Origin of the sequence: Lysobacter sp. TAB13, from assembly GCF_052113885.1 — a bacterium.
Taxonomy (GTDB): domain Bacteria; phylum Pseudomonadota; class Gammaproteobacteria; order Xanthomonadales; family Xanthomonadaceae; genus Lysobacter; species Lysobacter gummosus.
Window position 1 is genome coordinate 1 of the sequence record NZ_JBFRDR010000002.1, and the last position, 14,657, is coordinate 14,657.

Consider the following 14,657-nt stretch of genomic DNA (forward strand, 5'->3'; position numbering starts at 1 on the left):
GTTGGTGGCGGTGAGATCCAGTGCCCAACAGCGCACGAGCGCCCGAAATCGGGCCTCGCTGATTTTCGAACGGCTGTAGTACCTGTTTTTCTTTTGCATTTCAGGAAGATAGCTGCGTTATGGGACAGCTTTGCTTCCTAAGACCCTTTTCAAAGGGGGGAACTGCATGAGGGCTTCCAAGCAAGCGAGTGTTTCGTCTTTCAACGAAGCCACGTCAATTTGCCCCCTTTGCAAAAGGGGGCGAGCGCCCTGCGTGGAACCGTGAGCCGATGCAGTAGCGGCGCGGGGGATTTGCCGGGACTCGCGAGTTACCGCGGCAAAAAGCAAATCCCCCCCTAACCCCCCTTTTTCAAAGGGGGGAACTGCACGGTGCGATCGTGTGTGTGGAGCGCAAGGATGGGGATTCAGCGCGCAATCCCCACCAACAAAAAACGGCCCGGATTCGCATCCGGGCCGTTCCTGTTTTTACTGCCGCGGCAGTAGGCCGCAACGCAATCAACGCACGCCAGTACCATCGGTAGGCATCATCGGCATCGCATCAGCCGGAACGCTCGGGTTGCTGTCGTCCTGCAGATAGTCCGGCAATTGCGTGTCGCCGTTCTTTTCCATGCGGTCGCCGAAGATCTGGTAATCGCGGCGCTGCGTCCACGAATCGCGGACCAGGGCGTATTCGTCCTCGGCGCCGTCGCGCAGGCTGTCCAGCGGCAACAGCTGCGCGCGCACGTCCACCAACTGCAAACCCTGCAGCGGGATGCGGATGCGGTCGCGTTCGATCTGGCGCAGCGGGCTCAGCGGGGCGTCGCCGATCATGCCGAAGGTGTCGCGCACGGTGCGCGGACCGAAGAACGGCAGCTCGACGTAGCGCGAACGCTTCCAGCCCCACACGCCCAGCGTCTGGCCGAAGTCTTCGCTGCGGTTGGGCAGCTTGGCCGCGGTGGCCGGGTCGAAGATGCCGCCGATGCCCAGCGTGCTGTTGAGCGCGAAACGGCCCAGCGACTGCGCCGCCTGCTTGGGCTTGCCCTGCAGCAGCGCGTTGATGATCGACACCGGCTGGCCGAGGTTGTTGAAGAAGTTGCTCACGCCCAGGCGGATCGGACGCGGCACCACCTTGGAATAGGCGCGCGCCAGCGGCCGCGCCACGGCGCGATCCACCGCCATGTTGAAGCGGTGCATCTTGCGGTTGTACTTCTCCCACGGATCGTAGGCGCCGGGCACGTTGGCCGGCGCCGGCAGGGTGGGATCGGCGACCGGGTCGTAAGCCGACACGCCGTAGATGTCGTCGAAATCGCGTTCGGCGTCGGTGCGCGGGTCGCTCGGATCGGTCGAGGCGCCGGCCGGCGGCGCCTTCGACGGATCGATCTGGGCCAGGGCGTAGTCCAGCGACATCGGATCCAGGTCGATGCCGCGGGTCGCCAGCGCGTCGGTGGCAACGGCCGGTTCGACGGTCGCTTCGACTGCGGGCGCGTCGGCCGAGTCCGGGCTCACCCCGGCCGCCGACAGCGCGATCGCCGAATCGGTCTGCACCGCGGCCGTAGCGTCCGCGTGCACGGGCATCGGTTGCGGATCGGCCGCGACCTGGCCCGGCTGCGATTCGATCGCCGCCGGTTCAAGCGCCAGCGCATCGGCGGCGGAGGATTCGGGAAGGGCAGCCACGGAGGCCGGCGCCGCGTCTTGCGCGAGGGCCGGTACGGAATGCAGCGCGGCCAAAGCCAGGGCCAGCGCTAAAGGGAGTGCGTGGGGGCGCATGGTTGCAGTCTAGTCTTCCAGGACAACGGTGGGGGCGGCCAGGCCTCGTCAGGAGGGCGTCGGCGACCGCAACAATGGGTTAATGCGACGCCGGTCGTGGGTCAGTGACCGAAACCGAGCGAAGCATCGAGCCGGTACGCCGCGCGCAACTCGGCCAGGCCGGCGGGTTCGCCGACCACGGCCACGTCGGGCGCCTGCGCGGCCAGTTCGGCCAGCAGCGCCAGCCCGGCGCTATCGACCGAGCTGACCTGGGTCAGATCGAAACGGCGCGCGCCCGCGGCCAGCGCGCGCGCCTGCGGCCACAACGCGGCGGCCGCGGCACGGTCGAGGGCGCCGGCGAACACCAGCGCCTCACCGTCCTTGCGAACGCTCGCCGCGCTCATCTCAGTTGCTGCTCGCCTGGGCCTGGAGCTTGCCGGCCTTGATGTCGGCGGCGACCTGGCTGATCGACTTCTGATTGAGCGGGGTGTCGAACTGATTGCGGAAGGTCTGCACGAAGCTGACGCCTTCCACCATCACGTCGAACACCTTCCACTGCGCGCCGTTCTTACGCAGCAGGTAGTCCACCGGAATCGGCTCGCCGCCCTGGCGCAGGAACTCGCTGGAGACCTTGACGATGGCGCCGCCGCGCAGCGGGGTCTCGGACTTGATCCGGACCTGCAGGCGGGTGTTGAAGTCGAGCAGGGCCGAGCCGTAACGCTGCATGAGGCTGCCGGTGAGGGCGTCGGCGAACAGGTTCACCTCGGCGTCGGACGCGCCGCGGCCGTGGGTGCCCAGGACCAGGCGTGCGGCGTAGTCGCGGTCGAAGACGGTGTTGAATTCGGTGGTGATGAACTGGCTCAGCGCGGCGCGGTTCTTGCTGAACTCGGCGCGGCGCGATTCCAGGGTGGACAGGATGCGGGTGCTGTTGGCCAGCACCATCGCGCTGGGCGAACCGGCGGCGGGCGCGGCCTGGCCCGGGGCCGCGGTGGCCTGGGCGAAAGCGAGGGAGGGCGCGCCGGCGATCAGGGCCGAGGCGAGGACGGTGGCGATCAGGATGCGCTTCATTTCTTGCTCTCGTCGGAGGGGGCGGCTTCGCCCTTGAGGTAATCGGGAACGTCGGCATCGGCCGGCTTGGCCGCGGACGCGCCGCCGCCATTGCCGCCTTGTGCGCCGCCGCCGCTGAACATGTACTTGCCGACCAGCTGGATCAGATCGACCGCCGGCTGGGTCAGGAAGATCTCCCCGCCGGGCTTGAGGTTTTCCGGGTCGCCGCCCGGGGTCAGGCCGACATAGCTCTCGCCCAGCAGGCCGCTGGTCAGGATGCCGGCCGAGGTGTCGGCGGACAGGGTGTAGCGCTTGTTGATGGCCAGGGTGACCACCGAGTTGTACTTCACCGGGTCCAGCGAAATATCGGTGACCTGGCCCACCGTCACGCCGCCGATCTTGACCGGCGCATTCGGGCGCAGGGGGCCGATCGTGGTGAATTTGGCGGTGATGTTGTAGCTATCGCCGCCGAAACCGAACTTGCCGTTGGTGGAGGCGATGGCCAACACCAGCAGCGAAGCCAGGGCGAGCAGCAGGAACGCGCCTACGGCGAACTCGATGCGGGGACTGCGGACGGACATGGCATCACCTTGGGGATAAAGCCCGCGCGGATCAACGCGGCTGTGGAAACGGTATGTCTGGAACGGTGTGGGTATTGCGAAAGGGTCGGGTTCTGAAGCCCCTCTCCCGCCTGGCGGGAGAGGGGTTGGGGTGAGGGCGCGCGATTTCCGCGCTGCAACCTCACCCGAGCCCTCATCCGCCCTGTCGGGCACCTTCTCCCGCTTGCGGGAGAAGGGAAAAACAAAGCGCTCCTCCCGCTTTCGGGAGAAGGAAATCGGCTTACTTGAACAGCAGCGCCGACATCACGAAGTTGAACATCAGCACCAGCAACGAAGCATTGACCACCGCGCGCGTGGTCGCCACCGAAGTGCCTTCGATGGTCGGCTCGGCGTGGTAACCCACATACGCCGCCACCAGCGCCGCGGTGGCGCCGAACACCGCCGACTTCACGAACGCCATCAGGAAGTCGTTATAGAAATCGACGCTGTCCTTGAGCACCTGCCAGAATGTGCCGGCCTCAATGCCGATCACGTGCACCGACTCGAAGTAGCTGGCGGTGATGGCCAGGCTGCAGAAGAACCCGGTCAGCAGCGGCACGCATAGCACCGCCGCCCAGAACCGCGGCGCCACCGCCTTGCCGATCGGGTCGATCGCCATCAGGCCGAGTGCGGTGATCTGGTCGGTTGCGCGCATCAGGCCCAGTTCGGCCGCGATCGAGCTGCCGGCACGGCCGATGAACAGCAGCGCGGTCAGCACCGGCCCGAGTTCGCGGTACAGGCCCAGGCCCAGCATCGCGCTGACCTGATTGGCCGCGCCGTAGGTGTCGAGCGCGCGATAACCCAGCAGGGTCACGGAAAGACCGACGAACGCGCCGCCAACGGCGATGATCGGCAGCGAACGCGCGCCGATCTTGTAGATCTCGCGGATCAGCTCGCGGAAGAAGTCCGCGGTCGGCTTGGACGCGCGCAGCACCGACAGCGAGAACAGGCCGGCACGGCCCAGCGAGCGGGTGGCCTCGATCAAGGGCATCAAGCAGCCTCCGAAGTGCGCGGCGCGGCATCGAAGCCGATCGGGCCGTCGGGCTCGCCGCGCAGGAATTGGCGGACCAGCGGGTCGGTGCTGTGTTCCAGCTCGGCCGGCGTGCCCGAGAACACGATGCCGCCGTTGGCGATGACGATGGCGTGGTCGGCCACCGGCAGGGTTTCGTGGACGTGGTGGGTGACCACGATGCTGGTCAGGCCCAGGGTGTCGTTGAGGCGGCGGACCAGGCTCATGACCACGCCGGAGGCGATCGGGTCCAGGCCGGTCAGCGGTTCGTCGTAGATCATCAGCGGCGGGTCCAGCGCCAGCGCGCGCGCCAGGGCGACGCGGCGGGCCATGCCGCCGGACAGCTCGCGCGGGTAGGCGTCGGCGGCGGCCTGCAGGCCGACCGCGTGCAGCTTCATCAGCACCAGGCGGCGGATCAGCGCATTAGGCAGTTTAGTGTGGGCGCGCAGCGGCAGCGCCACGTTTTCGGCGGCGGTGAGGTCGGTCAGCAGGCCGTTGCCTTGCAGCAGCACGCCGATGCCCTTGCGCAGTTCGAGCAGGTCGCGCTGGTTCTGCGGCACCTGCTGGCCGAACACCTCGACCTTGCCCGCGGCCGGCGCGAGCTCGCCGGTCAGCGCCGACAGCAGCGTGGACTTGCCGCTGCCCGACGGCCCCAGCACCGCGACGATGCTGCCGCGCGGCACCGACAGATTGATTCCGCGCAGCACGCTGCGGCCGCCGCGATCCAGGCGCAGGTCGGTCAGGCGGACGATGGGCGATGACGTCGTCATGCGGAAAGACAATCCGGTGCGGGCGGGAGCGAAGCGGGTACGTCTACAAAACGGCGCAGCTTGGCCCAGCGAGGCTGAACGGGGTTGGAGCGTGGCGCCATTGTTGCAGCTTAGCGGTCTGCGCCCGGCGATGGGTCGGAGAAAGGTCGGTGCAGTGTGTGGGGTGGAAGCGTGACGGGGGTGGATTAAAACGGTTTTAAGCGTTGCGGTTGATCGTCGCTAAGAGCAAATCCCCCTTGGCCCCCCTTTTTCAAAGGGGGGAACTCACCTTGAGGGGACGTGGCAACGAATCGATCGTCGCTTCGTCGAGTCCGAGCCCGCGCCGCCGTCAAACACCACGCACCACATAGAAGCGTTCCCCCCCTTTAAAAAAGGGGGGCCAGGGGGGATTTGCTTTTGACTCCCAAGCAAAAACGCCACATCCCGCTCCTGCACCCCGAGCCCCCATGCGGCAAGATGTCCGAATGTCCGCGCGCCCCGATTTCCGTCTCTATCACTCCAATGCGCTGGACGTGCTGGCCGGAATGCTGGCGCAGGAACTGCGCACGCCGGCGCCCGGACAGGCGCTGCTGACGCCCGACACCGTGCTGATTCCGCAAGTGGCGATGCGCCGCTGGCTGCAGGCGACGCTGGCGCAGGCGCACGGCATCGCCGCCAATCTGGAATTCCTCACCCCCGGCGAATTCGTGCAACGCGCGCTGGAGGCGAACGAAACCGGCGCCCAGGCCGAGCGCGGCGAAGACCTCGACGCCGCCGCCCTGCACTGGCGCGTCTACGCCACCTTGTCCCAGCCCGCGCAACTGCGCGAACCCGCGCTCGCGCCGCTGCGCGCCTACCTCGACGGCGACGATCCGATCAAAGCCTGGTCGCTGTCGGGCGAACTGGCTTCGCTGTTCGAGAAATACCAGGCCTGGCGCCGCGACTGGCTGCTGGCCTGGGACGCCGGCCACGAGCGCAACGACGCGCAGGCCGCGTTGTGGCGCCGCGTCGCCGCCGGCCGCCGCTACCGCGCGCGCCGCATCGACGACTACCTCGCCCGCTTCGGCGCCGATCACGGCGGCCCGGCGACGATCCCGCGCGGCCTGCCGCCGCGGCTGTTCGCCTTCGCCACCCTCAACATCTCGCCCGACGTACTGCGGGTGATCGCCACGCAAGCGCTGGCCGGCACTCTGCATTTCTATCTGCCCACGCCCACGCGCAAGTACTGGGGCGACCTGGGCACCCTGGCCGAGCGCCTGCGCCAGGGCGAAGACGCCGCCTTCGGCGAGGACGACAACCCGCTGCTGCAGGCCTGGGGCGCGGCCGGGCGCGATTTCATGGCGGTGCTGGGCGGCTACGAAGTCGTGCATCCCTCCGGCGAAATCGCCGCCTACGCCGATCCGGAAGAAAGCCGCCACGACGACCCGGCGCGCGACAGCCTGCTGCAACGCCTGCAACGCGACCTGCTGCACCGGCGCGCGCTACCCTCGCGGCCGTGGCGCGCGCAGCTCGACCGCGCCGACGCCAGCGTGCAAGTCCACGCCTGCCACACCCGCCTGCGCGAGGTGCAGGTGCTGCACGATCAACTGCAGGCGCTGCTCGACCGCGATTCGCCCGAAGGCCGCCGCTTCGATCCGCCGCTGCAGCCGCGCGAGATCGCCGTGCTGGCGCCCGACATCGATCCCTACGCGCCGCACATCGCCGCGGTGTTCGGCGGCCTGGCCGGGCGGCCGGGGTTTATTCCTTATGCGCTGGCCGACGTCAGCCCGCTCGCCGCCGAACCGCTGGCGGAAGTGTTCCTGCGCTTGCTGGCGCTGCCGGTGTCGCGCTTCGGCCTCAGCGAGATTCTCGATCTGCTGGCGACCGCGGCGATCGCCGAGCAGGCCGGCCTGGACAGCGCCGGCCTCGACCGCCTGCGCCTGTGGCTCGGCGATGCCGGCGCGCGCTGGGGCATCGACGCGGCCCATCGCAGCCGCCACGACGCGCCCGGCGACGATGCCTACACCTGGGCGTTCGCGCTCGACCGCCTGCTGATCGGTCACGCCGCCGGCGGCGACGAGGCGAGCCACGACATGGTCGCCGGCATCGCCCCGTATGCCGAACTCGAAGGCGCCTCGCTCGACGCGCTCGATGCGCTGATCCGTTTGCTGCGCGTGCTGGCGCGCTTCGAGCGCGGCTTGGCCGCCGATCTCACGCCTGCGCAATGGTCCGAGCGCCTGCTCGGCCTGCTGCGCGCGCTGCTGCCCGAACGCCTGCGCGACGCCGCCGATCAGCGCACGCTCGAACGCCTGCGCAGCTTGATCGAGCGCTTCGCCAGCGACGCCGCGCACGCCGGCTACGACGGCGCGGTGCCGCCGGAAGTGGTGCGCGCGCATTTCCGCGCCGCGCTGGCCGAGGCCGACACGCGCGCGCCGCTGCTCACCGGCGGCGTCAGCTTCGGCCGCATGGTGCCGATGCGCCTGATCCCGTTCCGCGCGATCTGCCTGCTCGGCATGAACGACGGCGACTATCCGCGCCGCGATCCGGCCGGCGGCCTCAACCGCCTCGCCGCCGAACTGGGCACCGCCGCGCGCCGTCACGGCGACCGCTCGCTGCGCGACGACGACCGCTTCTTGTTCCTGCAGTTGTTCGCCGCCGCCTCGGACACCTTCTATCTGAGTTACCTCGGCGCCGATCCGCGCGACGGCAGCCAGCGCGAACCGTCCACGCTGGTGTCGGAGCTGCTCGACGTGATCGCCCGCTACCACGCCGACCCGGCGCGGGTGCGCGCGCAGTTCACCGTGCGCGAACCGCTGCAGCCGTTCGCGCCGGCCGCGTTCGGCGCCGACGCCGGCGTAAGCGCCGAGCCGGAGCCGCGGCGTTTCAGTTATCGCGGCGAATGGCGTCCGGCGGTGGACGCCGGTGCGCGCTCGCAGCGGCTCGAACTGGGCCCGTGGCTCGACGATCCGCTGGCGCCGGACCCGCCGCCGGCCGATGCCGGCGGCAACGACGGCGTCATCGACTACCGCGATCTGCGCAGCTTCCTGCGCGATCCGCCCAGCGCCTTCCTGCGCCAACGGCTGGGCCTGAAACTGCCGGACGAGATCGACAGCGCGGACGATGTCGAACCGCTGGTGCTGCCCGGCCCGGGCCTGTTCCGCCAGCAATTGCAGCGCGCGGTGTTCGACGATCTGCTGGCCGGCGACGGCGCGGTCGATCGCGACCGTTTGCAGGCCGCGCTGCGCGCGCGCGCGTTGTTGCCGTCGGGGCCGCTCGGCCGGCGTCAGCTCGACGCACTGCTGGGGCAGGTGCGGCCGTTCGCGGATGCGTTCGCGCGCTGGCGCAGCGGCGAGGCGCAGGCGTTGGCGTTCGATCTGGATCTGGGCGAAGCGCAACTGCGCGGCCGGCTCGACGATGTCTATGCCGGCGGCCTGGCGCGATTGCGTTTCGACACCTTGCACGGGCCTTCGCAGATCGCCCACGGCCTGGACTGGCTGGTGCTGTCCGCGCTCGGCGATGCGCGCCCGCTGGCCCAGTTCGCGCAGGCCGCGGACGGCCCCGGGCCGCATCTGCGTCCGGCGCTGTCGCCGCCGGCCGCGCAGGCCGCGCTGCGCGCCTTGCTGCGATTGCGCGACTACGGCCTGCGCATGCCGTTGCCGTTCCTGCCGCGCGCCGGATGGCTGTGGTACGAAGCCGAATCCCAGGACCAGGACGGCCGCGGTCACGCCGGCTGGAACAAGGCCGAAGCGCAATGGCACGGCAGCGCGCGCAGTTGGGGCGAGGCCAGCCCGGCCGGCGTGCAACTGGCGCTGCGCGGGCGCGATCCGTTCCTGGACCCGGAACTGGGCGAACAATTCCGCGGCATCGCCCGGTTGGTGTTCGACGCGGTCGTGCACGGACGCGACGAGGATGGCGGCGCATGAACCTCGCGCGCGATCCTTTCCTCGACCTGCCGCTGGACGGCCTGCGCCTGATCGAGGCCAGCGCCGGCACCGGCAAGACCTACACCTTGGCGACGCTGGTCGCGCGTTTGGTGATCGAACGCGGCCTGCGGGTCAGCGAAATCCTCGCGGTGACCTTCACCGACGCGGCCACGCAGGAGTTGCGCGAGCGCCTGCGCCGCCGTTTGCTGCTGGCCGCGCGCATCGCCGCCGACGATCCGGCCTTGCCGGCCGATCAGGACGACGCCGAACGCGCGATCACGCGCGAACTGGTGCGCGCGCAAGCCGACAGCGAAGGCGCCGCCGCCTTGCGCACGCGCCTGCAGCGCGCCGCGCGCGAGATCGATCTGGCCGCCGTGGTCACCATCCACGGCTTCTGCGCGCGGGTGCTGGCCGAACACGCGCTGGAAACCGGACAAGCCTTCGCCGCGCCGGAGATGATCGGCAGCGAGCGCGAGCTGCTCGACGAAATCGCCCTGGACCTGTGGCGCGCGTTCGGCAGCGAGGCCACCGCGGCGGAATTGCTGTCGCTGCAATGGCCGGGCGGGCCGTCGTCGCTGGCGTCCGACCTGGGCGCGTTGCTGCGCGCGCCGCTGCTGTTGCCGCCGGCGCCGGCCGAAGCGGCCGATCCGCTGCCGGACCTGCTGCTCGCCGCCGCCGCGCTGCGCGCGAGCTTCGCCCAACACGGCGACGACGCCTTCGCCGCGCTCGATGCCGCCATCGCCGGCAAGGTGCTCAACGGCAACAGCTACCGCGCGAATCTGCCGCGCGATCTGTGGTCGGTGTTGAAGCAGTGGAGCGCGAACGGCGACGCCGCGCAGCCGCTGGATGAGCGCATCGAGAAACTCACGCCGGCCGCGCTGGCCGCCAAGACCAACAAGGGCAAGGACGCGGCGACGCCGGCTTCGCCCTTGTTCGAGGCGGTCGCGGCGTACCTGGACGCCGCGGCGCAGCGCGATCAATGGTTAGCGGGACAGGCGGTGAGCCTGGTGCACCGCATCCGCGACGCCGCGCGCGAACGCCTGGCCGAACTCAAGCGCGTGCGCCGGGTGCAGAGCTTCGACGATCTGATCGGCGACGTCGCCGCGGCGCTGGAAGGCCCCGAAGGCGAAGTTCTGGCGCAGCGCCTGCGCGAGCAGTACGCGGTGGCGCTGGTGGACGAATTCCAGGACACCGATCCGCGCCAGTGGGCGATCTTCCAGCGCGTGTTCGCCCAGCGCGCGCTGTTCCTGATCGGTGATCCCAAGCAGGCCATCTACGGCTTCCGCGGCGGCGACGTGCATACCTATCTGACGGCCGCCGCACTGGCCGATCAGGCGCCGCCGCTGGATCACAACTTCCGCTCGCGGCCGTCGCTGCTGCGCGCGATCTCGGCCTTGTACGCGCAGGCCGGCGAGACCGCGTTCGTCGATACGCGCATCGCCTTCCGCGAAGTCCAGGCCGGCGGCGCGGTCGCCGACACCGACCTGCAGCGCGACAGCGCGACCGCGCCGGCCTTGACCGTGCGCGCGCTGCCGGCGCCCGACGACGGCCGCAAGAAGCCCGAATGGAGCGCGCCGGAATCGCGCGACCTGGCCGCGCGCGCCTGCGTCGCGGCGATCCACGGCTGGCTGCGCGATGCGCGCGAAGGCCGCGCCAACATCGGTGCGCGCGCGCTGCAACCGGCCGACATCGCCGTGTTGGTGCGCAGCCACGACGAAGCCGCGCGAATCCAGCAGGCCCTGATCGCCGCCGGTATTCCGGCGGTGGCCGCCGGCCGGCGCAGCCTGTTCGCGACCGCGCAGGCGATGGAAGTGCTGACCTTGTTCGACGCGCTGCTGCATCCGGGCGACGGTGGCCGTCTGCGCGCGGCGCTGGCGACCGTGCTGATCGGCCTGGACGGCGCGGCGATAGCGCAACTGGCGCGCGAGGAAGACCTGCAGCGCGACTGGCAACTGCACGCGCTGGCCTGGCGCGAACGCTGGCAGCGCCACGGCCCGCTCGCGCTGATCGCCGATCTGTGCGCCGAACACGCGCCGCGCCTGCTCGGCTTGAACGACGGCGAGCGGCGCCTGACCAACACCCTGCAACTGGGCGAAACCCTGCAGGAAGTCGACACCCGTTCGCTGGGCCTGCACGGCTTGCGCGACTGGCTGCGACTGCGCATCGCCGAGGCCGACGACAGCGACGAGAAACAGCAACTGCGATTGGAGTCCGACGCGCACCGCGTGCAGATCCTGACCTTGCACAAGAGCAAGGGCCTGGAGTTCGGCCTGGTGTTCATGCCCTTCGTCGCGATCGGCCGCGAGCCGCGCGGCGGACGCTGGTGCGAATACCCCGATCCGCAGCACGGCCGGATCATGCAGTTGCAGACGCAGGTGTCCGATCCGCGCACGCCTGATTGGGACAGCGCGCGCGAACGCGCCGCCGCCGAGGCGCGCGCCGAGGACGCGCGCCTGCTCTACGTCGGCCTGACCCGCGCCCGGCATGCGCTGTGGATCGCGACCGGGCCCCTGTATCTGGCCGCGGCCTCGCCGTTGCGGCCGATGCTGGCCGACCTGGATGCGCTCGCGCGCGGACACGAGGGCGAGATCGTCATCGACGCCGCGCCGCCCGAACCGACGCCGACGCCGTTGCCGCCGCTGGCGAGCGGCGCGGTGCCGCCGGCGCGCGAGGCGCGGCGTTCGGTGCCGCGCGACTGGTGGGTCTACAGCTTCACCCAATTGACCAACGAAGACGGCGGCGTGGCCCAGGCCGCGCAGGACGAACGCGGCGCCGAAGACGAACCGCAGACCGCGGCGGTGGCGCTGACGCCGGGCGATGCGCGCTACTCGGGCAGCCGCTTCGGCAATGTCGTGCACAACGCCTTGGAACGCGTGGATTTCGCCGCCTGGCGCGAGTGGACGCCGGAGCAGCCGGCGCCCGACGGCGCGCCGGATATCCTGGCCGCGGCGATGCGCGGCGAAGGCTATGTCGAAGCCGACATCGACGATGGCCTGCCGCTGCTGACCTCGCTGGTCGGTATGACCCTGACCGCGCGCATGCCCGAAGGCGCGCGATTGTGCGAAGTGGCCGAGCACCAGCGCCGCAGCGAAATGGAATTCCATTTCGCCCTGGAATCGGCGCCGGTCGATGCGCTGCTGGCGACCTTGCACGCGCACGGCTGGCTGCGCGATCGCCGCGCCTTCGGTCTGCGCCGCCGCCTGGAAGGCCTGATGACCGGCAAGATCGACTTGGTCTACGCCTTCGAAGGCCGCTATTACGTGCTCGACTACAAGACCAACCGGCTGCCCGACTACGAGCCGGCGCAGATCGAGCGGGCCATGAACGAGAGCGAATACACCTTGCAGTCGCTCATCTACACCATCGCCCTGCATCGCTGGCTGCGCTTCCGCCTCGGCGAGGCCTACGACTACGCGCGCGATTTCGGCGGCGTGCGTTACCTGTTCTGCCGCGGCCTGGACCCGGGCGATCCGGCCGCGGGCGTGCACGCGGACAAACCCGCGCGCGAACTCGTCGACGCCATCGACGCCTTGTTCGCCGGCCGCAGGATCGCGCCATGAGCCTGCTCGACAGCCTCTACCGCGAAGGCGCGCTGCGCACGGTCGATCACGCCCTGGCGCAGTCCTTGCGCCGACTCGATCGCGACACGCCCGACCGCGTGCTCGCCGCCGCGGCGCTGGCCTCGCAGGCGATCGCGCGCGGCCATGCCGCGTTCGATCCGCGCCGCCCGCAATTGCTGACCGAAGCGGCGATCGAATGGCCCGATGGCGACGAATGGTTGGCGGCGCTGGCCGATTCGCGCTGGATCGCGACGCCGCAGGCCGATCGGCCGGCCGATCCGGCGGCGCCGTTGGTGCTCGAACGCGGGCTGCTGTATCTGCGCCGTTATCGCGAATACGAACGCCGTCTGGCGCAAGGCCTGCGCCGTATCGCCGCGTTCGCGCCGGCGCCGGCCGATCTGCCCGCGCTGGCGCCGCTGTTCGCGGCCTTGTTTCCCGATGCGCGCGACGACGACCGCCAGGCGCGCGCGGCGGCGTTGGCGCTGCTGCAGTCGCTGCTGCTCGCCACCGGCGGCCCCGGCACCGGCAAGACCACCACCATCGCGCGCTTGCTGGTGCTGTTGATCGCGCAAGCGCGCGTGGACGGCGCGCCGCTGCCGCGCATCGCCCTGGCCGCGCCGACCGGCCGCGCCGCCGAGCGCATGGCCGAAAGCCTGCGCGTGGCGGCCGAACGCCTGTGCACACTCGACGCGGTCGACGCCTCGCTGTGCGATGCCTTGCCGCGCCAGGCCAGCACTCTGCACCGTTTGCTCGGCAGCGTGCCGGACAGCCCGCGCTTCCGTCACGACGCGCGCAATCCGCTGGCCTTCGACGTGATCGTGGTCGATGAAGCCTCGATGGTCGATCTGCCGCTGATGTGCAAGCTGGTCGAAGCCGTGCCCGACGGCGCGCGGCTGATTCTGCTCGGCGACCGCGATCAACTGCCGTCGGTGGAAGCCGGCGACGTGCTCGCGGCGATCGTCGATGCGGCCGGCGACGACGACGGCCTGCCGGCGGCGTGGGCCGCGCAGCTGCGGCCCTTGCTCGGTGAAGACACGCCGATCCAGGACGCAGCGCAGCCGCTGAGCGCGTACCGCGTGCATCTGCGCCGCGGCTACCGTCAGGCCGAGAGCCTGGATCTGGCGCCGCTGGCCGAAGCCACGCGCGCCGGCGATGCCGACACCGCGCTCGAACTGTTGCGCAGCGGCGTTTTGGCCGGCGTGCATTTCCACGAAGACGTGCACGATCCGCTGGCCGGCGGCGGCCGCGATCGTCTGTTGTCGGTGTGGCGCGAAATCGGCGCGGCCGACGATCCGGCGCAGGCGCTGGCCCTGGCGGCGAAACTGCGTCTGCTGACGGCAATGCGCGACGGCGGCCAGGGCGCCGCGCCCTTGAACGCGCGCATCGAGGAAGCATTGGCCGGCAGCCATCGCCCGGCGTATTTCCACGGCCGCCTGTTGCTGGTGACCGAGAACAGCTATCGCCACGGCCTGTTCAACGGCGACATCGGCGTGTGCTTGCGGCCGCGCGGCGACGAACACGCGGGCGCGGCGACGGTGGCGTGGTTCGCCGGCGGCAGCGACGGCGTGCGCGGCTTCCATCCCTCGGCCTTGCCCGCACACGGCGGCGCGTTCGCGATGACCGTGCACAAGGCGCAGGGCTCGGAATTCGACAGCGTGTGGCTGCAACTGCCGCGCCAGGACGCACGGCACCTGTCGCGCGAACTCATCTACACCGGCCTGACCCGGGCGCGGCGCGAGTTGCACATCGCCGCCAGCGAAACGGTGCTGCGGTTGGCGTTGTCGCGGCACGCGGCGCGGGTGTCGGGGTTGTCGTGGCGGTTGGGGGCGTAGCTTTTCATCAACAACGAAGCGACGACCTGTTGCCCTCTTTGAAAAAGGGGGCGGGCACCCGGCGTTGATCGGGATCGAGGGTGGCTTCAGCGCGGGGGATTTGCTTTTTGCTTTGGCTGGGACAAGCAAGAGCAAAAAGCAAATCCCCCCTGGCCCCCTTTTTCAAAGGGGGGAACCGGTAGGAGGGATTCGCTGTCGCGAGGTGGGGCGTTGGGAATCGGTGCAATCGATCGG

At 70.1% G+C, this 14,657-nt stretch carries 9 protein-coding genes and 1 pseudogene; 3 read left to right on the plus strand and 7 right to left on the minus strand.

What is annotated here, in order from left to right:
- The 7 genes and pseudogenes from AB4Y92_RS02830 to AB4Y92_RS02860 form a co-directional block, all read right to left on the minus strand.
- Positions 1-99 (minus strand): annotated as a pseudogene (locus AB4Y92_RS02830) (IS1595 family transposase); the annotation flags it as partial.
- A 396-nt stretch (positions 100-495) separates the two neighbouring features.
- Entirely contained in the window at positions 496-1,653 is a 1,158-nt protein-coding gene (locus tag AB4Y92_RS02835) for an MlaA family lipoprotein (RefSeq protein WP_441818276.1), read from the minus strand.
- A gap of 194 nt (positions 1,654-1,847) precedes the next feature.
- On the minus strand, positions 1,848-2,129 hold the full coding sequence (locus tag AB4Y92_RS02840; protein ID WP_235112608.1) for an STAS domain-containing protein: 282 nt from the start codon (positions 2,127-2,129) through the stop codon (positions 1,848-1,850).
- A gap of 1 nt (position 2,130) precedes the next feature.
- The gene (locus tag AB4Y92_RS02845; RefSeq protein ID WP_215060897.1) at positions 2,131-2,793 is read right to left on the minus strand and encodes an MlaC/ttg2D family ABC transporter substrate-binding protein; all 663 of its coding nucleotides are present in this window, start codon (positions 2,791-2,793) and stop codon (positions 2,131-2,133) included.
- Entirely contained in the window at positions 2,790-3,353 is a 564-nt protein-coding gene (gene mlaD, locus AB4Y92_RS02850) for an outer membrane lipid asymmetry maintenance protein MlaD (RefSeq protein ID WP_441818277.1), read from the minus strand. Before mlaD ends, AB4Y92_RS02845 begins: the two co-directional genes overlap by 4 nt.
- A gap of 259 nt (positions 3,354-3,612) precedes the next feature.
- Positions 3,613-4,362: an MlaE family lipid ABC transporter permease subunit gene (locus AB4Y92_RS02855; protein ID WP_441818278.1), complete on the minus strand. Its 750-nt coding sequence runs from the start codon at positions 4,360-4,362 to the stop codon at positions 3,613-3,615.
- The gene (locus AB4Y92_RS02860; protein ID WP_215060904.1) at positions 4,362-5,150 is read right to left on the minus strand and encodes an ABC transporter ATP-binding protein; all 789 of its coding nucleotides are present in this window, start codon (positions 5,148-5,150) and stop codon (positions 4,362-4,364) included. The genes AB4Y92_RS02855 and AB4Y92_RS02860 overlap by 1 nt, the downstream gene beginning before the upstream one ends.
- A gap of 464 nt (positions 5,151-5,614) precedes the next feature.
- On the opposite strand from AB4Y92_RS02860, the gene recC reads away from it, so the two are divergent.
- Genes recC through recD form a run of 3 tightly spaced genes read left to right on the plus strand, consistent with a single transcriptional unit; the run spans position 5,615 to position 14,423 of the window.
- Positions 5,615-9,031: an exodeoxyribonuclease V subunit gamma gene (recC, locus tag AB4Y92_RS02865; protein ID WP_441818279.1), complete on the plus strand. Its 3,417-nt coding sequence runs from the start codon at positions 5,615-5,617 to the stop codon at positions 9,029-9,031.
- Entirely contained in the window at positions 9,028-12,591 is a 3,564-nt protein-coding gene (gene recB / locus AB4Y92_RS02870) for an exodeoxyribonuclease V subunit beta (RefSeq protein ID WP_441818280.1), read from the plus strand. The genes recC and recB overlap by 4 nt, the downstream gene beginning before the upstream one ends.
- Positions 12,588-14,423, plus strand: coding sequence for an exodeoxyribonuclease V subunit alpha (gene recD, locus AB4Y92_RS02875; protein WP_441818281.1), 1,836 nt, complete (start codon positions 12,588-12,590; stop codon positions 14,421-14,423). The genes recB and recD overlap by 4 nt, the downstream gene beginning before the upstream one ends.
- The last annotated feature ends 234 nt before the right edge of the window (positions 14,424-14,657 follow it).